The organism is Salinicola aestuarinus, assembly GCF_003206645.1.
Lineage (GTDB): Bacteria > Pseudomonadota > Gammaproteobacteria > Pseudomonadales > Halomonadaceae > Salinicola > Salinicola aestuarinus.
Genome location: NZ_PZJP01000005.1, coordinates 894,378 through 917,176 on the forward strand (window position 1 = coordinate 894,378; position 22,799 = coordinate 917,176).

The 22,799-nt window shown below is 64.0% G+C and carries 19 protein-coding genes and 1 tRNA gene; 2 read left to right on the forward strand and 18 right to left on the reverse strand.

The features are described from left to right. Positions 1-89: 89 nt before the first annotated feature. From ispG to DOM41_RS09500, 9 genes are all read right to left on the reverse strand, one after another. A complete protein-coding gene (gene ispG / locus DOM41_RS09460) occupies positions 90-1,205 on the reverse strand; it encodes a flavodoxin-dependent (E)-4-hydroxy-3-methylbut-2-enyl-diphosphate synthase (protein ID WP_110686562.1) in 1,116 nt (371 codons plus the stop codon). An 8-nt stretch (positions 1,206-1,213) separates the two neighbouring features. Further along, on the reverse strand, positions 1,214-2,221 hold the full coding sequence (locus DOM41_RS09465; protein ID WP_110686563.1) for a RodZ domain-containing protein: 1,008 nt from the start codon (positions 2,219-2,221) through the stop codon (positions 1,214-1,216). A 21-nt stretch (positions 2,222-2,242) separates the two neighbouring features. Continuing rightward, a complete protein-coding gene (pilW, locus tag DOM41_RS09470) occupies positions 2,243-2,995 on the reverse strand; it encodes a type IV pilus biogenesis/stability protein PilW (RefSeq protein ID WP_110686564.1) in 753 nt (250 codons plus the stop codon). A gap of 160 nt (positions 2,996-3,155) precedes the next feature. Continuing rightward, a complete protein-coding gene (gene rlmN, locus DOM41_RS09475) occupies positions 3,156-4,289 on the reverse strand; it encodes a dual-specificity RNA methyltransferase RlmN (protein ID WP_110686565.1) in 1,134 nt (377 codons plus the stop codon). Between the two features lie 81 nt (positions 4,290-4,370). Then, positions 4,371-4,799, reverse strand: coding sequence for a nucleoside-diphosphate kinase (gene ndk, locus DOM41_RS09480; protein ID WP_110667547.1), 429 nt, complete (start codon positions 4,797-4,799; stop codon positions 4,371-4,373). A gap of 230 nt (positions 4,800-5,029) precedes the next feature. Then, on the reverse strand, positions 5,030-5,356 hold the full coding sequence (locus DOM41_RS09485) for a HesB/IscA family protein (RefSeq protein WP_110686566.1): 327 nt from the start codon (positions 5,354-5,356) through the stop codon (positions 5,030-5,032). A gap of 67 nt (positions 5,357-5,423) precedes the next feature. Next, entirely contained in the window at positions 5,424-6,599 is a 1,176-nt protein-coding gene (locus DOM41_RS09490; protein WP_110686567.1) for an aminotransferase class V-fold PLP-dependent enzyme, read from the reverse strand. A gap of 129 nt (positions 6,600-6,728) precedes the next feature. Beyond that, the gene (gene iscR, locus DOM41_RS09495; protein ID WP_110686568.1) at positions 6,729-7,211 is read right to left on the reverse strand and encodes a Fe-S cluster assembly transcriptional regulator IscR; all 483 of its coding nucleotides are present in this window, start codon (positions 7,209-7,211) and stop codon (positions 6,729-6,731) included. Positions 7,212-7,314: 103 nt separating this feature from the next. Continuing rightward, on the reverse strand, positions 7,315-8,139 hold the full coding sequence (locus DOM41_RS09500) for an RNA methyltransferase (protein ID WP_110686569.1): 825 nt from the start codon (positions 8,137-8,139) through the stop codon (positions 7,315-7,317). A gap of 108 nt (positions 8,140-8,247) precedes the next feature. Between DOM41_RS09500 and DOM41_RS09505 the strand changes: the two genes are divergently transcribed. After that, a complete protein-coding gene (locus tag DOM41_RS09505; protein ID WP_110686570.1) occupies positions 8,248-9,042 on the forward strand; it encodes an inositol monophosphatase family protein in 795 nt (264 codons plus the stop codon). Between the two features lie 93 nt (positions 9,043-9,135). On the opposite strand, the gene DOM41_RS09510 is transcribed toward DOM41_RS09505, so the two are convergent. The 6 genes from DOM41_RS09510 to queA all read right to left on the reverse strand — a co-directional run bounded on the left by DOM41_RS09510 (position 9,136) and on the right by queA (position 16,871). Then, positions 9,136-10,983: an autotransporter domain-containing protein gene (locus tag DOM41_RS09510; RefSeq protein WP_188112382.1), complete on the reverse strand. Its 1,848-nt coding sequence runs from the start codon at positions 10,981-10,983 to the stop codon at positions 9,136-9,138. A gap of 284 nt (positions 10,984-11,267) precedes the next feature. Beyond that, complete coding sequence (secF, locus tag DOM41_RS09515; protein WP_110686572.1) at positions 11,268-12,173, reverse strand: protein translocase subunit SecF; 906 nt, start codon at positions 12,171-12,173, stop codon at positions 11,268-11,270. Positions 12,174-12,185: 12 nt separating this feature from the next. After that, positions 12,186-14,033, reverse strand: a complete 1,848-nt coding sequence (gene secD / locus DOM41_RS09520) for a protein translocase subunit SecD (protein ID WP_110686573.1) — start codon at positions 14,031-14,033, stop codon at positions 12,186-12,188. A 106-nt stretch (positions 14,034-14,139) separates the two neighbouring features. Beyond that, positions 14,140-14,472, reverse strand: coding sequence for a preprotein translocase subunit YajC (yajC, locus tag DOM41_RS09525; RefSeq protein ID WP_110686574.1), 333 nt, complete (start codon positions 14,470-14,472; stop codon positions 14,140-14,142). 135 nt (positions 14,473-14,607) lie between these two features. Beyond that, complete coding sequence (gene tgt / locus DOM41_RS09530; protein ID WP_110686575.1) at positions 14,608-15,726, reverse strand: tRNA guanosine(34) transglycosylase Tgt; 1,119 nt, start codon at positions 15,724-15,726, stop codon at positions 14,608-14,610. Positions 15,727-15,833: 107 nt separating this feature from the next. After that, the gene (queA, locus tag DOM41_RS09535) at positions 15,834-16,871 is read right to left on the reverse strand and encodes a tRNA preQ1(34) S-adenosylmethionine ribosyltransferase-isomerase QueA (protein WP_110686576.1); all 1,038 of its coding nucleotides are present in this window, start codon (positions 16,869-16,871) and stop codon (positions 15,834-15,836) included. Between the two features lie 143 nt (positions 16,872-17,014). On the opposite strand from queA, the gene DOM41_RS09540 reads away from it, so the two are divergent. Continuing rightward, positions 17,015-17,101: transfer RNA gene (locus tag DOM41_RS09540), tRNA-Leu, on the forward strand. A gap of 930 nt (positions 17,102-18,031) precedes the next feature. On the opposite strand, the gene DOM41_RS09545 is transcribed toward DOM41_RS09540, so the two are convergent. From DOM41_RS09545 to DOM41_RS09555, 3 genes are all read right to left on the reverse strand, one after another. After that, positions 18,032-21,511 carry an acyl-[ACP]--phospholipid O-acyltransferase gene (locus DOM41_RS09545; protein ID WP_110686577.1) on the reverse strand — a complete coding sequence of 1,160 codons (3,480 nt, stop codon included), beginning with the start codon at positions 21,509-21,511 and terminating at the stop codon, positions 18,032-18,034. A gap of 193 nt (positions 21,512-21,704) precedes the next feature. Further along, positions 21,705-22,115, reverse strand: a complete 411-nt coding sequence (locus tag DOM41_RS09550; RefSeq protein WP_110686578.1) for a carboxymuconolactone decarboxylase family protein — start codon at positions 22,113-22,115, stop codon at positions 21,705-21,707. Positions 22,116-22,380: 265 nt separating this feature from the next. After that, positions 22,381-22,704: an ElaB/YgaM/YqjD family protein gene (locus DOM41_RS09555; protein WP_110686579.1), complete on the reverse strand. Its 324-nt coding sequence runs from the start codon at positions 22,702-22,704 to the stop codon at positions 22,381-22,383. Positions 22,705-22,799 lie beyond the last annotated feature (95 nt).

Consider the following 22,799-nt stretch of genomic DNA (forward strand, 5'->3'; position numbering starts at 1 on the left):
CACTCCTACCCAAAACGAAGCGCCTCGGGCGTGGTGCCCGGGCGCTGGAAGATTCTTGTGACATGATCCCGCACTGCTCGGTCGTGATGTCAGACCTCGCGGGTGATGACGGCGGCGTCGCGAGCCTCTTTCTCCTTGGCACGCTCGCGGATCAGCGTCTCCAGGTCGTCGACGAGATGGTCGTTGCGCAGCTTGTGCGCCGGCTTGCCATCGATATAGACCAGGTTCGCCGGGCTGCCGCCGGTGAGGCCGACATCGGTCTCCTTGGCTTCGCCGGGGCCGTTGACGACACAGCCGATGACCGAGACGTCGAGCGGGGTCATGATGTCGTCGAGGCGCTCCTCGAGGGCGTTCATGGTGCCGATGACGTCGAAGTTCTGACGCGAACAGCTCGGACAGGCGATGAAGTTGATGCCCTTGGCGCGAAGCCGCAGGCTCTTCAGCATGTCGTAGCCGACCTTGATCTCCTCGACCGGGTCGGCGGCCAGCGAGACACGGATGGTGTCGCCGATGCCGTCCATCAGCAGCATGCCCAGACCGATCGACGACTTGACCGTTCCCGAGCGCAGGCCGCCGGCTTCGGTGATGCCCAGGTGCAGCGGCTGCTCGATCTGCTTGGCGAGCAGCCGATAGGCGGAGACCGCCATGAAGACGTCGCTGGCCTTGACGCTCACCTTGAAGTCGGGAAAGTCGAGCCGGTCGAGATGATCGATGTGGCGCATGGCGGACTCGACCAGCGCCTCCGGCGTCGGCTCGCCGTACTTCTTCTGCAGGTCCTTCTCCAGCGAGCCGGCGTTCACGCCGATGCGGATCGGAATGCCGTGATGGCGTGCGGCATCGACGACCGCGCGGACACGATCCTCGCGACCGATGTTGCCAGGATTGATACGCAGGCAGTCGACGCCGAGTTCGGCGACGCGCAGAGCGATCTTGTAATCGAAGTGGATGTCGGCGACCAGCGGTACGTTGACGCGACGCTTGATCTTGCCGAAAGCCTCGGCGGCGTCCATGTCGGGCACCGAGACGCGGACGATATCGGCGCCGGCCTGCTCGAGGCGCTGAACCTGATCGACGGTCGCGTCGACATCCAGCGTGTCGGTGTTGGTCATGCTCTGGACGGCGATCGGGGCGCCGCCGCCAACGGGCACCTTGCCGACGTGGATCTGGCGCGAGTGACGGCGGACGATTGGAGATTGCGAATGCATGGCGCTTGTCAGTCTCCCAGGGTAAAGCGAGCGACGTTACCGCTCGTGTATTGATCGAGGTCGATCTCTTCGCCGCGATATCTCAAGGTGACCATGGCGGACTCGCCGATGGTCATGCGAAAGGGCGGCTCGCCGGTGACGGTCGCTTCGCTACCGGCCGGCTGCAGCGCGCTGAAGACGGTACTGCCGGTGGCGTCGATGATCTGGGTCCAGGACTCGCCGTCGAAGCTGAGCTTCAGGGTATTGTCATCGGTCTCGGCAGCGCCGGTGTCACCGTCGCCGTCCGCGGCCGTCTGGTCGTCCTCGACAGCGGTGTCCGGCGTGACCGCCGCATCCGCGACCTGTTCGGCCTGGCGGGCGTCGACACTGGGTGTGTCGATTTCGGCGTTGCTGGAAACGCCGCCGTCAGTACCCTCGATGTCATCGTCTACCGAGGCGGCGGGCGTGTCGCTGGCCGGTGTGTCCTGCGGGTTCGGAACCGGCGGCAGCGCGGTGTCCGTATTCGGCTCGAGGTCGGTGTTGGCGTTCTGGCCGTCGCGGGCGTCGACGGAGATGGGGTCATCGCCGCCGCCGAGGGCGTCGTTGCCTTCGCGGCTCTGCCACCAGAGTAGCGTCAATGACACCAGGCCGACGAGAACCAGCAGCGTAAAGAGCCGAAAGACCCACGCCCCGGCGCGCGACGGCTGACGTGTGGTGTTGACGGGGGAGAGCTTGCGGTCGATGTCGGCGCGCCCGTGAGCGGCATCGAAGGCGCGAACGATGGCGGCGTCGTCCATGCCCAGCAGTCGGGCGTAGGCGCGCATGTAGCCGCGTCGGTAGGCGGCGACGGGCACCTGGTCGAAGCGCTCCTCCTCAAGCCCCGCAACGACGACGGGTCGCAGATTCAACTGCAGGGCGACTTCGTCGAGGCTCAGGCCCTGGCGCTCGCGCTCGCGGCGCAGCATGGCGCCCGCGAGTTCCTGAGAACCGTCGGAAGCGGCCTGCGCGTTGCGTTGCTGTTCGTCCATTTCGCTCATGGGCGAAAATCCTTATCGATTCTAGGGTCGGTTTGCCTGGGCGCCGTCGAGCTGCTGACGGTAAAAGGCGGCGCGGGCGTCGTCATCCCGGGCGCTGGCGATGTCGCTTGCCAACCTCAGGCTGTCGTCGCTGGGACCTGCCACGGTGAAATAGCGCTGTAGGCGCTCCCAGGCCTGTTCGTTGTTACCCTGCGTATGATCGATGGTCGCCAGGGCCAGCAGGCTCCGTGCGCTGCGTGGATCGATGTCCAGCGCGCGGCGGTAGTGCTGTTCGGCCGCGGCCGTGTCGCCCTGAGCGATCTCACACTGGCCCAGATTCGCGAAGAGCTGGGCTCGATTGGTATAGGTGATGTCGTGGCTGGCCCGCTCGAGCTGCTGGCACGCCTGCGCGTAGCGCTGGCGCTGAAAGAGCAGCGCGGCGTAGTTGTTGCGGATCCGAGTGGCCTCCGGGTCGGCGCGCAGCGCACGCTCGAAGAAGCGCTCGGCGAGTTCAAGCTCGCCTTGACGCTGATAGAGCAGCGCAAGCCCCTCCATCGCCTCGCTGTTGTCGGCGTCGATTTCGAGCGCGTGCTCGAGGGCCTGTTGCGCGCGAGGCCCGTTATTTTCAGCCAGATACGCCTTGCCGAGACGGGTGTAGGCCGCCGCAGCGTCTTCAGGCGACGCGCTTTCCGGTCTGTTGGAGGCAACCGGCGTCGCGCAGCCATGCAGTAGAATCGCCAGCCCAAGGACGATACCGGTCGTGCGTATCGACGTGGGACGCAGTGGGCGATTCATGAATGACTCTCCCCTGAATCGGGAACGGACGGCGCGGTGTGGTTCATCGAGTCCCGAGCGGCTGAAAACGAAGCGGTTTTGGGGCTCCCATCAAAGCGCCGCACCGAGGCGAAGTCAAGGCGACACCCAGGGGGCAACTTGCCTCGTCCCGGTGCCACGCTCAATCGGCATCGAGCTGGATCGACTGGATGTAGCGCTCATGGCGCTTGGTGCGATCCTTGACGCGCCCGACGAGCTGGCCGCAGGCAGCGTCGATGTCGTCGCCGCGGGTGGTACGCACCATCGCGGTGTGTCCGAGCTCGTAGAGCCAGGTCTGAAAGCGCATGACCTGATTGCGGGACGGTTTCTCGTAACCCGAATGCGGGAACGGGTTGAACGGAATCAGGTTGATCTTGCACGGCAGCTCTTCAAGCAGGGCGATGAGCTCCTCGGCATGCTGCTGCTGATCGTTGACGTCCTTGATCAGCGTGTACTCGATGGTCACGTGTCGAGCGCTGTCGGATTTGGCGAGATAGCGCTTGCAGGCGTCGAGCAGCTTGGCGATATCGTACTTGCGGTTGAGCGGCACCAGCTCGTTGCGAAGCTCGTCGTTGGCGGCGTGCAGCGAGATCGCCAGGCTCACGTCGATGTCATCGCCGAGCTTGTCGATCATCGGCACCACGCCCGAGGTCGAGAGCGTCACCCGGCGCTTGGACATGCCGTAGGCGTTGTCGTCGAGCATCAGCTTCATCGACGGCACGACGTTGTCGTAGTTGAGCAGCGGTTCGCCCATGCCCATCATCACCACGTTGGTGATGGCACGGCGACCGTCGGCGGCGCTCATGCGGCCGCCGGCGCGCTGCTGCGCCACCCAGACCTGGCCGATGATTTCGGCGCTGGTCAGGTTGCGCTGAAAACCCTGCTTGCCGGTGGAGCAGAAACTGCAGTCGAGCGAGCAGCCGACCTGAGACGAGACGCAGAGCGTGCGCCGCGTGCCGTTGTCGGCGGGAATCAGCACCGTTTCGACGTAGCTGCCATCTTCCACTTCCAGCACCCACTTGCGTGTGCCGTCGCTCGAGGTGCCCTCGTAGACGACACCGGGGCCGCGAATTTCCGCGTGCTCGGCCAGCCGTGTGCGCAACGACTTGGAGAGGTTGGTCATCGACTCGAAGTCGTCGCACCCCTCCTGATGAATCCACTTCATGACCTGGGCGGCACGAAACTTCTTCTCGCCCAGCGAGACGAAGAACGTCTCCATCTGCTCGCGGGAGAGACCCAGGAGGTTGGTGCGGGGAGTGACGGTGACTGCGCTCATGGCAAAGGGGACCGGCTGGAAGTGTGAAAGGGGGACCGCTGCGAACAACCGGTCGGCCGGGCGGCCGACCGGTCGGCGGCATTAACCGCGCGGGCAGATCTCGTCGTCGCTGAAGAAGTAGCTGATTTCGCGAGCGGCGGATTCTGGGGCGTCGGAGCCGTGAACGGCGTTGGCGTCGATGGACGTCGCGAAGTCGGCGCGGATGGTGCCCGCTTCGGCTTCCTTCGGGTTGGTGGCTCCCATGAGCTCGCGGTTCTTGGCAATCGCGCCGTCACCTTCGAGAGCCTGCACCATGACCGGGCCGGAGGTCATGAATGCAACCAGGTCCTTGAAGAAGCCGCGTTCGGCGTGCTCGGCGTAGAAACCTTCGGCCTGCTCCTGGGAGAGGTGCAGCATCTTGGCAGCGACGATCTGCAGACCGGCGTTCTCGAAGCGGCTGTAGATGTCACCGATGGCATTCTTGGCGACGGCGTCCGGCTTGATGATGGAGAGTGTACGTTCGGTGGCCATGATGAATGACTCCTGATTGAGGGTGAGGTCGCGTGCGACCGGGTCATGAAAGCGCGACGCGCCACGGGTTAGAACATGGCGCGTCGGTCGAGTTCGTCTGTGGGCCGCGGCTCGGGTTGCGAGGCGGCGCGTCGATCGAGCAGAGGCCAAAGCGTGGCCTGCCCGGTCGAAAGCGCGCCATTGTAGCTCAAGGCCCGATACCACGCACCCCGGCAGGTGCGGCGTGGGTGCTAGACGTTGAAGCTCTCGCCGCAGCCGCACTCGTCGGTGACGTTGGGGTTGTTGAAGCGGAAGAAGCGGTTGAGCCCTTCGCTGACGTAGTCGACCTCGGTGCCGTCCAGAATCTGCAGCGCTTCCTTGTCGACCAGCACCTTGACGCCGCGCTCCTCGAAGGTGATCTCGTCGGCACGCGGCTCGTCGGCGATGTCGAGCACGTAGCTATAGCCGGAGCAGCCGCTCGGCTTGACGGCGACGCGAAGCCCGACGCCGCTGCCGCGCTCGGCGAGCACATTACGGATCTGATTGGCGGCGGATTCGCTGATGGTGATGTTCTGCATCATGACTCTCCCTGACGTCGATGAAAGCGGTAATGGTAGTGAAGGCGCAAGCGAGGTTGGCTCGCGGTCAGCGCGAGTTCGACACTTGATTGGCGCTGGCCCGCAATGTCGTCAGCGCTCGGCGGATTTCGTCGACGGCGCTGTCGATCTCGTCGAGGGACGTGAATCGGCCGAAGCTGAAACGAATGGACGCCAGCGCCTGCAAATGGGGAACGCCGACACCTTTGAGTACGTAGGAAGGCTCGACGCTCGCGGAGTTGCAGGCCGAGCCCGTCGACAGCGCCAACCCGCGCAGGGCCATCAGCAGCGACTCCCCATCGACGTCGTCGAACGCGAGATTGACGATATTGGGAATCGAGCGCTCCTGCGGGACGTGTTGATGAACGCCCGTAAGCCCGGCAAGGCCCGCCAGAAAACGCTCGCGCAGGGCGCCAACGTGCTCGCCATCGCGCTCGCGCTCGTCCCGGGCAATCGCGAAGGCTTCTCCCATGCCGACGATCTGGTGCGTGGCCAGGGTGCCGGAGCGCATGCCGCGCTCGTGACCGCCACCATGGATCAGTGCCTCGATGCGCAGCGCCGGGTCCCGCCTCACGTAGAGTGCGCCGATGCCCTTGGGGCCGTAGGCCTTGTGCGCGGAGAGCGACATCATGTCGATACCCATTGCCTCGACGTCGAGTGCCAGCCTTCCCGAGGCCTGGGCGGCGTCGGTATGAAAGTGCGCACCGAACGCGTGGGCGACTTCGGCGAGTGCGGTGATGTCGTTGACGCTACCGAGCTCGTTGTTCACCGCCATCAGCGAAACCAGCACGGTGTCGTCGCGCATTGCGGCTCTCAGCCGCGCCGGCGAGACGGTGCCATCACGCTCCGGCGCGAGCCAGGTAACGTCGAAACCCTCGGCTTCCAGCGCGCGGGCGGTGTCGATGATCGCCTTGTGCTCGATGATCGAAGTGATCAGGTGTCGCCCGCGACTGCGGTTCGCTCGCATGTAGCCGATGAGCGCCAGGTTGTCGGCCTCGGTCGCGCCGGAGGTCCATACGATCTCTCGCGGATCGGCATTGACCAGGTCGGCAACCTGACGCCGCGCGCCCTCGACCGCCTGCTCGGCAAGCCAGCCGGGCATATGGCTGCGCGACGCGGGATTGGCGTAGACACCGTCCATGCTCAGATGCCGCATCATTTGCTCGACAACCCGCGGGTCGGCAGGGGTCGTGGCGGCGTAGTCCAGATAAAGAGGAGCGCTCATGGGGCGACGTGTCTCCGGGTCGATCGTGATACCGGCGCCGGTGCGACCCCGTGAAAGGGAGGCAACCGTTGGCGCGTTATTCCACAGCGTCGTTCTTTACCGTGCGTCGTTCGTCATGCGCGTCGTTCTTCACTGCAATAGCGCGATGGTCGCCGGATCGTCCGCAAGGGCGGAATCCTCGGCGGGCTGTCGCGACGCGGTGAGGCGACTCTCTTCGCGGCGAACCAGCTCTTCGAGGCTGATATCGCTCAAGAAGCGCTGGATTTCGTCGGAGAGGTCGCACCACAGATGATGCGTAATGCACTTGCTGCCCTGGTGACAATCTGCCTGGCCCTGGCAGCGGGTGGCGTCGACGGACTCATTGACGGCATCGATGACGCCGGCGACCGAAATGTCGCCGGGGGCACGCCGCAGCCGGTAGCCGCCGCCGGGGCCGCGCACACTGGTAACGAGCTCGGCCCGGCGCAGCCGTGCGAAAAGCTGCTCCAGATACGAAAGCGAAATACTCTGCCGCTTGGAAATATCTGCCAGGCAGACCGGGCCCTGATTGGCATTCAGAGCCAGATCGAGCATGGCGGTGACGGCGTAGCGGCCCTTGGTGGTCAAGCGCATCGGCGGGAGTCAATGGTCACTGCGAAAGTGCCGGCATTATGGAAAACCCGAGTGAAACGGTCAACCTTTCTGCCGACGCCGGTCGTCTGCCATCGAATGCCGGTCAGGCGCTGTCGTCTGGGCCGCTATCGCTGCGCTTCGAGGGCCTGTCGTGCTGTGCGGCTGGCATCGTGGCGGCGAGGCGCTTGTCCATGGTGCCAAGAATGCCGCGGAGAATGTTCATCTCCATGCTGTCGAGATGCGCGCGCAGGAATAGCCGGCGCAGGCGAGCCATCAACTGGCGCGGATTGTCCGGATCATGAAACTCGAGCGTGGTCAGCGTCTTCTCGAGGTGCACGAAGAAGCGCTCCATGTCGGCGTGGCTCGCCGGCGGGTTGTCCCACTCGACACCGAAGGGCTGGCTCGCCTCTTCGTCGGCGGGCGTGGTGTCCAGCGCCAGATGGGCCTGACGGCACTCGTAGGCGAGCACCTGGACCGCGGCGGCGAGATTGAGCGAGCTGAAATCCGGGTTGGTCGGGATATGCACGTGACGGTGGCAGCGCTGCAGCTCGGCGTTGGTCAGACCGGTGTCCTCGCGGCCGAAGACCAGCGCCGCCTGCGCGTTGGCAGGGGCCAGCGCGTCGGGCAGGCTCTCCGCCAGCGCGCGCGGCCCGACCATCGGCCAGGGGAGATGGCGGGAACGGGCACTGGCGCCGACCACCAGCGTGCAGTCGGCGACTGCGGCTTCGAGGGAGTCGAAGACGCGGGCGCCATCGACCAGCTCCAGCGCACCCGAGGCTCGCGAGAAGGCGTCGCGGTCCTTGGGGTCGCAGCGTGGGGCAACGAGTGCCAGATCGGCGAGGCCCATGTTGCGCATGGCGCGGGCGGCACCGCCGATGTTGCCGGGGTGGCTGGTGCCGATGAGAACGATACGGATACGGTCGAGCATGAGGTCAGCGATCGGGCTTGAGAGGAAAACGCATAGTCTAGCATGAGTGCCATCTGCTAGAATTCGCCGCGTTCTTTAACAGCCCCCAGACACCCCAAGGCCAGATCCATGCATCCTATGGTTCAGTATGCGCTGCGCGCTGCACGTAGTGCCGCGGAGCAGTTCGTCCGTATTCGCGACCGACTCGAGGTCAGCCACGACGAGCAGGCAACCAAAAGCCTGCTGCAGGATACCGCGCGTAACGCCGAAACCCTGATCGTTCATCAGCTCTCCCGCGGTTATCCACAGCACGGCGTCAGCGGACGCTTCACCCCGCACCGCGACGGCAAAGGCGCCGACAGCGAGACCGTTTGGCACATCGAGCCTTTCCACGGCGAGTCCAACCTCGGCGTGGGCGGTCGACAGTTCGCCCTGTCGATGGTCTGTCTGGTCAAGGGGCGTCCGGAGCATGCCGTCATTGTCTGCCCGTTCAGCGATGACGAGTTCCTCATCAGCCGTGGTCGCGGTGCCCAGGGCAACGGCAAGCGCATGCGCGTTTCCAAGGCCGGCGGTGTCAACGGCGCGCGCATCGCGCTCTCCTGGCCCAGTGTCGATCAGCGCGAGCGCTGGCTTCCCCAGTACCTCACCATCGTCGAGCGCCTCGGGCCGCAGATCGAGACCCTGATCGGCAGCGGCTGCCCGATTCTCGACCTTATCGAATTCGCCAGCGGCCGCACCGACGGCGCCTTTGTGCTGGGCCTCGAAGAGCAGGATCGCTGGATCGGCTCGCTGCTGCTCAAGGAGTCCGGCGCGCTCTCCGGCGGTATCGATGGCTCGCCGAGCCTGGAAGTCGATGGCAGCCTGATGGCCGCCGGACCGAAGCTTTACAAAGCGCTGGCCCAGCAGCTTCGCGTCGCTGTCTGACGCGAGACGTGACGCCATTCAAGACGCCCCGCCGGGTTTGCCCGGCGGGGCGTCTTCGTTTGGGGCTCGCTCGTCGCGACGCTCGGGTGTGGTTCAGAAAGTCTTGCCCAGGCCCAGAAACAGGGTCGTCGTACGTGAATCGGTGGGCTCGACGCTGGCGCCCACCTGCGTCTCGACGCCCCATAAGGAAGTCCGCGCCCCGACGGTGAGTTCGGCATAGTCACTATCGAAGCTGAGTGCCGGGACTTCATAGGCCCCTAGCTCCGGTAGGCTTTGCAGGGTGGCTTCGACGCCACGGCTCTTCTCGAACTCGTGGTTGTAGGCGAGCTGCAGGTAGGGATTGAAGGTGGGGCCGTTGCGGCGAATCTGCCAGCCTACCCGCCCCACCAGCGAGTCCACCTTCTGATCGGGATAGCTCAGCGAGGTCGAGGGCTGACCGTCTTCGTCGTAGCCGTCGAGCTGGATTGTCTGCCAGGTCACGCCAGCAATGGGGCCGGTGCGGATGTCCCCTTGCGGAATGGAGAAGGCGCTGAACTCGTAGCCTGTATGGACCGCGGCCGTCAGGTTATCACCGCTTGGCGAGCCGCGCTGGTGACGGGTGGCTGCGCCCAGCGGCACCTGGCGGTCAATGTCGTAGTCGAGCCAGCTATAACTCAGTTGGGCGTTGACCCAGGCGCGCTCAGTGTACCAGCCGGAAAAGAGCCCCACCGTCGTCTCTTCCCGCTGGAAGTCGCCGCGGCGGTTGCCGAAGTCAGCGTTCTGATTGCCATAGCCGACGAACCCGCCCAGCACCAGGCTACCGCGTGCCCAGTCCACGCCTAAGAGCCCCGCCGGCATCGTGGCGTCGTAGAGATCCCCCGAGTCGAGTTCCTGACTTTCGCCGCGCAGATCGCCCCACCAGCGCAGGCCGTCGGCCTGTGTGCCCGCGTCGAGGTGCGCCGCGACCCGGTTGGCACGCGTACGCCCACTGAGTACCGCCGAATGTGTCAAAAGCTGTTGCAGCTGAGGCGCTTCGAGCAGTGAGACGACATAGTCGCCGATGATGCGATGGGTCGCTGTTGTCGGATGGACGGCATCGGCAAAGAGGTAGGTCTGATCGGCGTTGGGTTCGACCAGCGTGGAAGGCGTGCACAGCGGTAGCGTCTGCGTGCAGGCAGGCTCGGTCACGTTGGTGAAGCCGTAGGCATCGGGAGAGTCGACGACCTCCTGTAGCAAGCTGAAGGTGTCCACCGGTATCACCGAATTTCCGCCATCGGCGACGGCGGCATAAAGTGCCGTGTTGTACTGCTGAGCAAGCGCCGTGGCGCCGCCGCTAGTGGAGGGATCGCCGTTGAAGCGGGGGGTTAAACCGAAGTCAGGGGTGTTGAACAGCAGCACGTGATTCGCACCGGCGCTCTCGAGCGTGGCGATGAGGTTGGCCTCGCCGGCGACGGCCGTGGCAATGGTGCGCGTGGCCTCGGCGCCGCTGGCGACTGCGAAGAGATCGTTGGCACCGCCCCAGATCGTATAGAGATTCCCGCCATCGGCGACGCCGCCCGTCGCTGCGAGATAGGTCGCGACCTGCTCGCTCAGCGCGGGGGCCTGTCCGAAGGTCGTGATGACGGGTTCGGTCACTCGGGCGCCGCCGACAGCATAGTTGTTGCCACCGTCGTTGCTCGTGCCGGCGTTGCTGCCATAGTGACCGGCGACGCGCTCGGCCCATACCGGGCCGGGATTGGTGGTAAACCGACCGATGAAGTTGCGTTGCGCCGCGGGCAGCGAGAGCTGATCGCCTATGGCGTCGCGATAGTAGCCGCTGTCGCTGAGGCTGTCGCCGAAGAAGACGGTCTCATCGAAGCTTTCCTGAACGCGACTGGGGGCAGCCAAGGCCGGTAGCGGCAGGGCGCTGGCGCCCGCGATGACGACTCCAAGAGTCAGCCACCCATAGCGTGACGTTTGCATAGCGTTGATCCCCCGATAGCGGCTGTTGTTATGTTTTGCCGGGGGCGAATCGTTGACGTCGGTGAGCCCCTCATCGATCCCCGTGCAATCGTTTGCTTTATGCCATGCCGCCGAGTCCATCGCTGTAAGAGAAAGGTCGAACTTGCCGACTCCTGGCTGACGATCGGTGCGCCGTGGACAGCGAGAATGCCGGGGCGTCTGTAAGCGTCAGCCCTGTCGATCCCGGGCATAAAAAAAAGGCCTCCCGATCGGGAGGCCTTTTCATCAAGCGAACCCTAGTGCGACTAGGGCAGCTCTTCTTCGACGTTCTCTTTCTTCACCGGGATCAGATCCTGGCGTTCGAGCTTGAACACGATGAGCAGGGCGGCGGCTACGTAGACCGACGAGAAGGTCCCCGCGACGATCCCGAGAATCAGCGAGATCGAGAAGTTGTGGATCATGTCCCCGCCGAGGAAGAACAGCGCGAACAACACCAGCAAGGTCGTACCCGAAGTCGCCAAGGTCCGCGCCAGCGTCTGGTTGATGGCGCCGTTGAAGATCTCCGCCATGTCGTTGCTCTGCGAGAGGCGGATGTTCTCCCGAATCCGGTCGTAGACGATGATGGTGTCGTTCAGTGAGTAGCCGATCACCGCCATGATCCCCGCGAGTACGGTGAGGTCGAACTCCCATTGAAACAGCGCGAACAGGCCGACAACGATCAACACGTCATGACCCAGCGAAATCAACGCGCACAGGGCGAACTTGTACTGGAAGCGAAACGCCACGTAGATCGCCACCCCCGCCAGCGCGACGATCATGCCAAGGCCGCTCTGATCGCGTAGCTGATCGCCCACCTGGGCGCCGACGAATTCGGCCCGAACCAGGTCGATGGAGGCGCCGTTGCCGTTCAGTGCGGAGACGACCTGATCGCCGACGCTGCTGTTGAACGTCTGCTGCAGGCGCACGAGGATCTCGTTGGTGGCACCAAAGGTCTGCACCGAAAAGTTCTCGAAGCCCTGGCTCGCGAGCAGGGTGCGGACGTCATCGAGCGACGGTGCCGCGGCATAGTGGAGCTCCACGACGGTGCCGCCGGTGAAGTCGAGACCCAGATTGAGATTGAAAAACACAAGGGCACCGATCGAGACGATCGTCAGAACGATCGAGACGACGAAAGCGAGTCGACGCTTGCCCATGAAGTCGAGTTGGCGCATTGCTCGCGGCTCCTAGATCCAGAGTTTCTTCACCGGCTTGCCGCCGATGGAGAGATTGACGAGGGCACGCGACACCAGAATGCCGGTGAACATCGACGTCAGAATGCCGAGCGACAGGGTCACGGCGAAGCCCTTGACCGGCCCCGTGCCGATGGAAAACAGCACGACGGCGACCAGCAGGGTGGTGAGGTTGGCATCGATGATAGAAGTGAAGGCGCGACCATAACCGGCGTGGATCGCCTGCTGGGCCGGGGTCTTCGCGCGAACCTCCTCTCGAATGCGCTCATAGATCAATACGTTCGCATCCACTGCCATCCCGAGTGTCAGCACGATGCCGGCGATGCCAGGCAGCGTCAGCGTGGCGCCGAGAACCGACATCGCCGCGATCAGCAGGATCAGGTTGACCCCGAGGGCGATGTTGGCGACCACGCCGAACGCCCTGTACCGGGCCAGCATGAACAGAATGACCAGCAGACCACCGACCAGCACCGAGAAGATGCCGCGCTCGATGTTCTGGGCCCCCAGGCTTGGCCCGATGGTGCTCTCCTGCACGAAGTAGATCGGCGCCGCCAGTGAGCCCGAACGCAGCAGCAGGGCCAGCTCGCTCGCCTCGGTGGGGGAGTCGAGCCCGGTGATCCGGAAACGGTTGCTCAGCGCGCTCTGGATCGTTGCCAGGCTGATGATGCCCCGCTCGGTGCTCGGGATTCGCTCCTGGACCTGCTCGCCGTCACGCATGACGGTGCGGGTTTCCGTGTTGTGCTCGATGTAGACCACCGCCATGCTGCGCCCGATATTGGTGCGCGTGGCCTGGTTCATCAGCGAGCCGCCGGTGCCGTCGAGGTTGATGTTGACCTGCGGGCGGCCGTTCTCGTCGAAGCTCTGGCTGGCGCTGGAGACGCGGTCACCGGTAATGATCACGTCGCGGGAGAGTGCCGCGGTACGTGACGGGGTGTTGCGAAAGGAGAGCGTTTCGGTATCGGCGTCCGGGGTGTCCGGCCGGGCTTCGAGTCGGAACTCGAGATTCGCCGTGGCGCCGACGATGCGCTTGGCCTCGGCGGTGTCCTGCACGCCCGGAAGCTCGACGACAATGCGGTTGGGACCTTGACGCTGCACCAGCGGCTCGGAGACGCCGAGCTCGTTGACGCGGTTGCGGATCGTCGTCAAGTTCTGCTGGACGGCGTAGTCCTGAATATCCTGGATAGACTGCTCGGTGAGCGTCATGTCGAGAAAGGCGCGGCGGCCCTGTTCCCGACTGTCGATCTGGAACTCGCTGAAGTTCTGCCGAATCTGAGTGCGAGCGGCGTCACGATCCTCGACGTTGGCGAACTCCAGATGCAGCGAATCGTCATCCACCTGGGTGTCGCGATAGCGGATACGCTCATCGCGCAGGTCGGCGCGGATGGCGCTGGCCGTTGCCTCCAGACGCTGCTCGACGGCGGCGTCCATGTCGACTTCCAGCAGAAAGTGCACGCCGCCGCGCAGGTCCAGGCCGAGTTTCATCGGTGCGGCACCGAGGCTTGCGAGCCAGTCGGGCGTCGAGTCGGCCAGGTTGAGTGCAACGGTGTAGTCGTCGTCGAGGGTCTGATCGACCACATCGCGGGCGGGTAGCTGCTGTTCGGCATCGTTCAGGCGGATCAGGCCGGTACTGTCGCTGACCATTTCGGCGGACTTGACGTCGATGCCTTCTTTATCGAGGGCCTGGGAGAGGCGTTCAAGCTGCTCGCTGTCGAGGCTGCCGCCGGTAGAGCTGATCTGGACGGCGGGATCCTGCGGATAAAGGTTGGGGAGCGCGTAGACGACGCCCACAACGATGACGACGAGTATCAGCAGATACTTCCACAGGGGGTAACGATTGAGCATGGAAGCCCTGTCCTTTCAATCAGTGACGATCGCGAGGTGATCGTCGTGCGAAGAGAGTCGCGGAAAAGGAGGCCGCCGGCGGGGAGTGTGCCGGCGGCGAGGAGAGTCAGATCGACTTCAGCGTTCCTTTGGGCAGGACGGAAGCGACGGCGTTCTTCTGGACGTTGACCTCCGTGCCCTCGGCGATCTCCATGCTGAGAAAATCGTCGGTGACGTTGGTGATCCGGCCCATGAGGCCACCGCCGATGACGACTTCGTCACCCTTGGACAGATTCGAGATCAGGTTCTTGTGCTGCTTGGCACGCTTGGACTGCGGGCGCCAGAGCAGGAAGTAGAAGATCAGTACAAAGCCGACCAGCATGATGATCTGCGCGATGCCACCGCCGGCGGCGCCGCCGGCATCCTGGGCGTGGGCCGCAGGAATGAAAAAGTCCAGCATGGATGTATCTCCGACCGTTGTATTGAACAGGCTCGTCAGATCGTGAACTGCCCGTCTGACATGATTCGGTTGCAGACCGTAACCCGGTAATCACGCAGGACGCAGGCGCTTTTCCGTGATCGTCGTGGCGACGGGTTATTCGATCATGGGCGGCACGGAAAGCCCGCGCTGCCGGTAGAATTGTGCTACGAAGTCGGCCAATGTACCCGCTTCGATAGCCCCGCGCAAACCCGCCATCAGGCGCTGGTAGTAGCGTAGATTGTGGATCGTATTGAGCATCGAACCGAGCATTTCCCCGCACCGATCAAGGTGGTGGAGATAGCCGCGAGAGAAGTGCTGACAGGTGTAGCAGTCGCATGCCTGCTCGAGCGGACCGGTGTCATGACGGTGGGTGGCGTTACGTATCTTCACCGTGCCGTCGGCGGTAAAGAGATGGCCGTTGCGCGCATTCCGCGTTGGCATCACACAGTCGAACATGTCGATCCCGCGACGGACGCCTTCGACCAGATCCTCGGGTTTGCCCACGCCCATGAGATAGCGCGGTTTCTCTTTCGGCATCCACTCTGGCAGGTAGTCGAGGACACGGATCATCTCTTCTTTGGGCTCGCCGACGGAGAGACCGCCGATCGCCAGGCCGTCGAAGCCGATATCGAGCAGCCCCTCGAGGGAGCGCTTGCGCAGTTCCGGATACATCCCGCCCTGAACGATACCGAAGAGTGCCGACGGCGAGTCGCCGTGGGCCGCCCGGGAGCGGGCCGCCCATCGAAGCGACAGCTCCATCGACTTCTGCGCCTCGGCTTCGGTGGCCGGGTAGGGGGTGCACTCGTCGAAGATCATGACGACGTCGGACCCGAGCGAGCGCTGCACGGCCATGGATTCCTCGGGGCCCATGAAGACCTTGGCGCCGTCGACCGGCGAGCGGAAGTGCACGCCCTGCTCGGTGATCTTGCGCATTGCGCCGAGGGAAAAGACCTGAAAACCGCCTGAGTCAGTGAGTATCGGCTTGTGCCACTGCGAGAAGTCGTGGAGATCGCCTTGGCCTTCGATCACTTCGGTGCCAGGGCGCAGCCACAGGTGGAAGGTGTTGCCGAGAATGATCTCGGCCCCGATGCCCTCCACGTCTCGCGGTGTCATGCCCTTGACCGTGCCGTAGGTGCCTACCGGCATGAACGCCGGGGTTTCGACCGAGCCGCGCGGGAAGGTGAGGCGGCCACGGCGAGCGCGGCCGTCTTCCGCCAGGCGCTCGAAGTTCATGAAGCACTCGTTTCGCATACTCTACTCTCGAACTGTCGGGGCTCGGGCCTGCTGCGCGGGCCCGGCGAGAAATCATCGACCCACGCGGTCAGCGGCGGGGGTGAGGGTCAGTTGGCGCGGCGACGCTCGAGCAGCATCGCATCGCCGTAGCTGAAGAAGCGATATTGCTCGGCAACCGCTTCCCGGTAGGCGCGCATCATCGTGTCGTAACCGGCGAACGCCGATACCAGCATCAGCAGTGTCGATTCCGGCAAATGGAAGTTGGTCACCAGCGCATCGACGCAGCGCCAGCGGTAGCCGGGATAGATGAAGATAGCGGTCTCGCCGCGGTAAGGCGTCAGTTGTCCATCTTCCTGACTGGCTGACTCGAGGCAGCGCACGCTGGTCGTGCCGACGGCGACGACCCGGTTGCCGTTCGCCCGGGCGCGATTGACCTGGTCGCAGGCCGTTTCCCCGACCTCGAACCATTCGCTGTGCATGTGATGCTCGCGAACATCGTCGACGCGCACCGGCTGAAAGGTGCCGGCGCCGACGTGCAGGGTCACGAACGCAGTCTCCACGCCTCTGGCGCGCAGGGCCTCCATCATCGCCTCGTCGAAATGCAGCCCCGCCGTGGGTGCCGCGACCGCTCCTTCGCGGCGTGCGTAGACCGTCTGGTAGCGCTCTCGATCTTCGAGCTCGTCTTCGCGGGTGATATAGGGCGGTAGCGGCATGTGCCCGTGGCGCTCGAGCAGTTCGATCATCGGCGTGTCGCCGACAAAACGGAGTTCGAACAGCGCGTCTTGCCTGCCCTCGACCACGGCTCGGACATCGCCTTCGAAAATCAGTTCGGTGCCAGGCTTCGGCGACTTGCTGGCGCGAAGATGGGCCAGACCTCGATGGGCGTCGAGCGGGCGCTCGAGCAACATCTCCACGCGCCCGCCGCTGGCCTTCTGGCCGAAGAGACGAGCCGGGATCACGCGCGTGTCGTTGAAGACCACGACATCACCCGGCTCGAGCCGGTCGAGCAGGGCGGGGAAGCGAGCGTGTTCGAGCGCGCCGCTATTCCCGTCGACGCAGAGCAAACGGCAGTCGGTCCGCTGCTCGGAAGGATAGCGAGCGATCAACTCGTCGGGCAGGTCGAAATGGAAGTCGGCGCGCTGCATGGTTATCACGGATCGGCTGAAAACGAGGACCCCGGGCGTCATGGGCTCGGGTGAATGAAGAGCGCGCATGATAAAGCACACGGTGGATTAAGTCAGCGTGGCAATTGACGCTGATCGAGGCGTCCGTATAATGCGTCTCCGCTGCCGGCGTGGCGGAATTGGTAGACGCAGCGGATTCAAAATCCGCCGCTGGAAACAGTGTGTCGGTTCGAGTCCGACCGCCGGCACCATCCGCAAAATCAGTACCTTAGCGTTATTTCGCTCCCTCTCGTTTCACCTTCTTTTCAGTGTTTGGTCGCAGTTTGGTCGCCCGCCCAGGGGCGAGATCGGTGATTTGCCGTTTCGTGGTATCCAAGCGTTGCCAGTTCACGTCTGCAAGACTCTGCCCCGTACATCCGCAAAACTTTGCACCGTACGTCCGCAAGACTCTGCTCCGTGATGGCGGTGTGGCTTTGCGTGTCCGGGTTAACCTTCGCGCTTGTGCTGCTCGTCGTCAGACACTACCGATCGAACGTTTGCGCTGGGTTTGCCCCGTGATGGTGGGCGGTTAGCCCGGCTCTCTGCGCGGCCGGCCCTGCGGGCCGATCGGTTTGCGAAGCGCCTGCTCGATGGCGTCCTCTCTCGAGTGACCGGCGTTCATCAGTGATTTGATTCGGGTTTTTAGCGTGCTCGTTGGCATACCGGCTTCTTCGGCGAGACTGGCAAGGCTGCCGGGTTGTCGTTGCCGGCGCTTCGTGCCCGTGAGCTTGGTTCGATCCTGGCTCGTTATCCGCATGAGAATTTTGCCTTGGGATACTCAGATCAAATGTCAGATTTCAAAGTTCAAAGCTCAAACAATAGGCAATTTTCCGGCGAATAGACATAAATCTTTACATGCCTGGTCGGTCTTCACTGCGCTTTCAAATTTCGCTAATACCAGCGGCCAGTGAAGTCTCAGTTATGAGTGTGACCCCACACCGGCAGGCGGTGTCCCCGATCGCGACAAGACGGCGTCATGGTGGGGTTCAGGCGTACCGTTTCGGTTGCCAGTGTTTTGTGACCCCCTGGCCAGCGGCTGTCATTGTTGACTATTCCGGGTGGTTGGCCGGGCGATGCAGCCCGGGAGAGAGGTGTCGTTGACGATTGGGCAGGTGCGGCAGTTCATCGATCCCGCCCGAGCGTCAGGGAGGCGCGTTCTCTGAAGCGCTCGCCAGGCGCTCCGCTGCGCCGATATCCGCCTTCCCCGAGCCCAGACGGGGTAACGCCGCCACGGTCAGCCACTCACTGGGTATGCTGAGCGCGCCAATCCCGTTTCCACGCAGTTGCCGTGCCAGCGCGGGGCCATCCAGCGGCACCTCCGAGAGAAGCACGATCCGCTCACCCTTGGTCGCATCCGGCAGGCTCACCGCCATGATCTCCCCATCTCCCTCGTCGAGAAGGTTCTTGATGGCCCGTTCGACGGCGCCGAGGCTGATCATCTCCCCGCCAATCTTGGCAAATCGAGAGTAACGGTCGATCAGGGTGAGAAAGCCATCTTCGTCCAGCATGCCCTTGTCGCCGGTCACGTACCAACGGTGCCCCGCGAGCTCGATGAGTGACTCGGCACTGCGCGCCGGATCGTCTAGATAGCCCTGCATCACTTGTGGCCCACTGATCAGCACCATGCCGGCTTCTCCGGTGGGTAACGCTTCGAAGGTCTCCGGGGAAACGATGCGAAAGCGGGTCCCGGGCAGGGGCATGCCGACGCTGCCGACCCTGCCGCCACGCTGTATCTGGGAGTAACGGATGTCGAGCGCGTCTGGTAGGTTGACGCAGGCGACCGGCCCGGTCTCTGTCGCCCCGTAGCCCTCGTGAAGGGTCTTGTGAAACCGGCGCTCGAAGGCCTCGCGTACCTGAGTGTCGAGCCTTTCTGCGCCGGCGATGACGATTCTCAGGCTGACCAGCATCAAGGGATGCACTTTGCGCTGGCGGATGAGCAGTCGCAGCGAGGTCGAGGTGCCGCACAGTATCGTCGCGCGGTGCCTGGCGATCGACTGGGCGATGCCGGCGGCATCGGTCATGTCGGGATGGCAGACCAGCGGCAGCCCCTCGATCAGCGGCAGGAACTGCGTCACCGTGAGCCCGAAGGCGTGAAACAGCGGAAGCGATCCCATGACGACATCGTCATGTTCGGTGTTGAGCACATCGGACGTCTGCTGGATGTTCGCCATGATGTTGCGATGGCTGAGCATCACGCCCTTGGGCTCGCCTTCGCTGCCGCTGGAGAACAGGATCGCTGCGGTGGCCCGGGAGTCCGCCGCCTGACAATAGCGTGCACAGAGCAGCGAAGCGGGAAGCAGGCTTACCGCGAGTCCGGTGAGCCTGCGCCGCCAGCGTGCCGTTGGTCGGATCAGATCCTCGACGTACTGGAGGCGATGCGCCTCGAGCAGGAGGCTGACATCGAGACCCCGGCGTGTGAGCGTCTCGACGAACGCGTGCGAGGTCACGATCGTGACAAGCTCGGCGCGGGCGATCATCCCGGCAAGCGTCGAAGGCGAGGCGGTGTAGTTCAAGTTGACCACGATGCCTCCCATCATCAGTGTCGCCATGTTGGCGAGCGCGCCGGCGCTGCTGGGGGGTAGTAGCAGCCCGACCCTTGGGGGCTCGTTGTTTGCCGCCGTCACTCGCTGTCGTAGCTGGGCGGCCATTACCAGGCTTGTCGTCAGTGCGCCACGGGCGTCGAAGCGCTGGCCGTCGGCATCGACGAGCGCAAGCTCTCGGGGGCGGCGCTTGACGCTTTGAATCCAGGCATGGGGTAGCGAGGGAAGCGCCGCCATTGCCCCCTGCCAGGAGTGGCTAGCCTGCTCGACGAGACGTTGCTTGATCACGGCCGCCGGGGTGCTCCGTGGCATCGGCGCGCCGAAGGCAACGACCACCGCGCGATGAAGCGGGGCGTCGCGCAGTGCTTTCAGCTTGCGCGACGAGCGAGAGAACTGGCTGCCCCACAGACCGCGGAGATAGAAGGGGACGAGGCTCACGCTGTCGTCGGCACGCTCGCAGGCGCGCTCGAACCCCCTGCGGAATGCCTCCAACTGCCCGCTTCGACTGATGGCACCTTCCGGGAAGAGACAGACCACCTCACCGGCGTTCAGGCAGTCCGCGACGGCCTCGAGAGCACTCTCCGCGTCGGCACCTTGCTCGACGGGAATGCAGCCGAGCGCCTTGAGTACCCCCTTGAAATAGCGCCGTTCATCAACGCGCTTGAGCATCACGAAGCGAATTGGTCGCGGGCTCGCGATCTGCACGATCGCCCAGTCGATCCCGCTGATGTGATTGCCAAGGAGCAGCACGCCACCCTGGGCGGGAAGGTTCTCCAGCCCCTGGACGCCGACGCGGTAGTGCCGTGTGAGCAGGAAGGCGAGCACGAAGCGGATCAGACTTTGGGGGAGCCGGATTACCGTATAGCCGCCGCCGACGATTGCCAAGACAGCGATCAGCGCGAGCAGATAACGGCTGTCGATGCCGCTGAGCGCGGCGCCGGCGGTCAGGATCAGAAAGCCGAGCATGGCCAGATTCTGAATCCAGTTGTTCGCGGCGAGAACGCGGCCCAGCTCGCCCTCGCGAGCGTGGAACTGGATCAGCGCGTTGAGCGGCACGATGAAGAGTCCCCCCATCAGACCGATGCCGACAAAGTTCGCCGCCTGGGCCCAGGCGCTGTCGAGTAGCGGCAAAAGGCCAAGACCCAGCGCAACCCCGAGTGCGCCGACAGGGATCAGCCCGGTTTCGATTCGGTTGGGCGAAAGGCGGCTTGCCAACGCCGAGCCGAGAGCGACGCCGATGCCGCTGGCCGCGAGTATGCCCTGGAGCACCAGCACACTGTCGATACCGACATACGTTTTGGCGTAGGCAGGGAATGTCGCCAACATGACCTGGCCTACCGACCAGAACGTTGCCAAGCCGATGATGCACACCCGCAGCACCGGCTGGCTCAGGACGCTCCTGAGCTGAGCCCGGGCGATGCGGCCGGTGACGTGCTCACACCATGCAGTCCGTGGCCGAGAGCCGGTGACCTCGTCCGGTGTCAGGTGATGGAGTACCAGCGCTTCGGCCAGGCTGCTGACCACGAGTAGCCCGCCCAGCGGTACCAGTTCTGCCAGCGTGGCGCCGGGTGCGTCGGTGGCGGCTGCGCGAAGCGCGAAGAGCAGGGTGAAAATGGCCGTGCCGGCGAGAACTGCGGTAATAGTGATCGCCTGAACCACGCCATTGGCCTCGGCGAGGCGGGCCTTGCCGAAGAGCGGTTTGACCAGGCCGTACTTGGCCGGCGAGTAGAAGGCCGACTGGATGGAGAGCAGTAGCGTCAACGCGAATGCCATCCAGAACCAGCCGGCGTAATAGGCGCCGGTGATACCTACACAGAGAATCACCGCCGCCCACGCCGAGAGGCGCAGAATTCGTACTTTGGGGTAGCTGTCTGCCAGCTGGCCCGCCGGCGTGAAAAACACCACGAAGGGCAGCAGAATCAGACCGTTGATCAGCGCCGTCAGCACGACCTGAGTATCACCGGTGTAGCTCTGAAAGACCGTGTTCTGGATGACGATCTTGTGCCCCAGATCGACGAAGGCGTTGAGAAAGATGGCGATCGAATAAGGCCAGGCGCCGGCCGCGCGGTAGAGCTTTTCCATCGTCAGAGCCTTATGCGAGGCGGAGGGGCGTCATCGTCGCCCCGTGTGCGCACCACGAACCCCGCCCGTGGTGTTGGCGCGGGTCAACCGGTGCCAAACCCTACCGGGCATAAAAAACGTGGCGCCCGAGAGAGTCGAGCGCCACGTTGCGTGGTGGCTACCTGATCGCCGGCCTGTAGTCGCCGGTGGCCTCTCAGCCAATGGCGCGGCGAGAGGCTCGACTCAGGGCGCTGGTCATCTCGATGGCCATGGTCAGGTCCGCCAGCTCACGCGGCGAGAACGCGGTCAGCGCAAGCTTGCGGGTGGCCGGATTGGCCGGGCGAAAATGTGTGAAGGACTCACACCACGCGAGCGCCGCCTTTTCACGCTCATTGAAGGCATCGGACTCGGCCCAGGTGGCCAGCGATGACAGCTTCTCGGCGGAGATACCGAGCGACTCGGCCTTCTCCTGGCGGAAATGCGTGCAGGTCAGGCAACCATTGATCTGGGACGTACGGAGCTCGGCGAGGCAGCGAATGGAGGGATCGAGCGAGCAGGCGTGCAGGGCGCGCGCCGACTTATCGATGTTTTCAACGTCGATGGTTTGCCACTTCTCGGTACTCATCTCGCGCTCCCACTGGCTGTTTCGTTCATTAGACGCTGATCATTGGCTGCATTCTACAGCCGCGATTGAGAAGTTTTATCACGGTTAAGCTTTAAAACGAAGGTTATATCGGGTAAGGCCCGCCATCGTGGGCATCGAGCCGCACTGACGCATTAGCGGAGCTGAGTGACAGACGATAGGCGAAAGGTCGCTTTGGCGTCTGGTGAAACGCAGACGCCCCGCTCAAGGGCGGGGCGTCCGGCACGCAGCGCTGTCGGTCCGACGTTCAGCGGCGGCTGACGAGGAATCCGACGACGGCACCGGCAATTGCGGCAACGCCGATGCCCGACCAGGCATGATCCTGAACGTAACGGTCGGCTTCGTTCATCGAACGCTGCGTCGACTGACGCATGGTCTGTCGACGCCGACGTGCATCCTTGGCCATGCGCGCATACTGCGCTTGACTGCGCGCTCGCGCCTCTTCGATGGCATCTTCGCTGTCATGGCGAAGGCCTCGACCCAGCTCACGCCCCTGGTCGCCGATATCGCGGAAATCGTCCCGGATCCGTTCGGCGCGTGCGTGGCGGTCTTCACGATTGAAAAGGCCCATGGTCACCTCCCTGATATGGATAAGCCGTACAGCCTTGATAGCGTAGTCGCAGAGTCGCCTATCCGCGACCTGCCATGCGCGGGCGACAGGCGAGG

Coding starts and splice junctions, on each gene's coding strand:
- DOM41_RS09500 (WP_110686569.1), bottom strand. CDS start 8,139: ATGCTCGACCGTATCCGTATCGTTCTCATCGGCACCAGCCACCCCGGC.
- DOM41_RS09505 (WP_110686570.1), top strand. CDS start 8,248: ATGCATCCTATGGTTCAGTATGCGCTGCGCGCTGCACGTAGTGCCGCG.
- tgt (WP_110686575.1), bottom strand. CDS start 15,726: ATGAACTTCGAGCGCCTGGCGGAAGACGGCCGCGCTCGCCGTGGCCGC.
- DOM41_RS09485 (WP_110686566.1), bottom strand. CDS start 5,356: ATGCAGAACATCACCATCAGCGAATCCGCCGCCAATCAGATCCGTAAT.
- iscR (WP_110686568.1), bottom strand. CDS start 7,211: ATGCGCTTGACCACCAAGGGCCGCTACGCCGTCACCGCCATGCTCGAT.
- secF (WP_110686572.1), bottom strand. CDS start 12,173: ATGCGCCAACTCGACTTCATGGGCAAGCGTCGACTCGCTTTCGTCGTC.
- DOM41_RS09555 (WP_110686579.1), bottom strand. CDS start 22,704: ATGGGCCTTTTCAATCGTGAAGACCGCCACGCACGCGCCGAACGGATC.
- ndk (WP_110667547.1), bottom strand. CDS start 4,799: ATGGCCACCGAACGTACACTCTCCATCATCAAGCCGGACGCCGTCGCC.
- queA (WP_110686576.1), bottom strand. CDS start 16,871: ATGCAGCGCGCCGACTTCCATTTCGACCTGCCCGACGAGTTGATCGCT.
- DOM41_RS09465 (WP_110686563.1), bottom strand. CDS start 2,221: ATGAGCGAAATGGACGAACAGCAACGCAACGCGCAGGCCGCTTCCGAC.
- ispG (WP_110686562.1), bottom strand. CDS start 1,205: ATGCATTCGCAATCTCCAATCGTCCGCCGTCACTCGCGCCAGATCCAC.
- rlmN (WP_110686565.1), bottom strand. CDS start 4,289: ATGAGCGCAGTCACCGTCACTCCCCGCACCAACCTCCTGGGTCTCTCC.
- DOM41_RS09550 (WP_110686578.1), bottom strand. CDS start 22,115: ATGAGTACCGAGAAGTGGCAAACCATCGACGTTGAAAACATCGATAAG.
- secD (WP_110686573.1), bottom strand. CDS start 14,033: ATGCTCAATCGTTACCCCCTGTGGAAGTATCTGCTGATACTCGTCGTC.
- pilW (WP_110686564.1), bottom strand. CDS start 2,995: ATGAATCGCCCACTGCGTCCCACGTCGATACGCACGACCGGTATCGTC.
- yajC (WP_110686574.1), bottom strand. CDS start 14,472: ATGCTGGACTTTTTCATTCCTGCGGCCCACGCCCAGGATGCCGGCGGC.
- DOM41_RS09510 (WP_188112382.1), bottom strand. CDS start 10,983: ATGCAAACGTCACGCTATGGGTGGCTGACTCTTGGAGTCGTCATCGCG.
- DOM41_RS09545 (WP_110686577.1), bottom strand. CDS start 21,511: ATGGAAAAGCTCTACCGCGCGGCCGGCGCCTGGCCTTATTCGATCGCC.
- DOM41_RS09490 (WP_110686567.1), bottom strand. CDS start 6,599: ATGAGCGCTCCTCTTTATCTGGACTACGCCGCCACGACCCCTGCCGAC.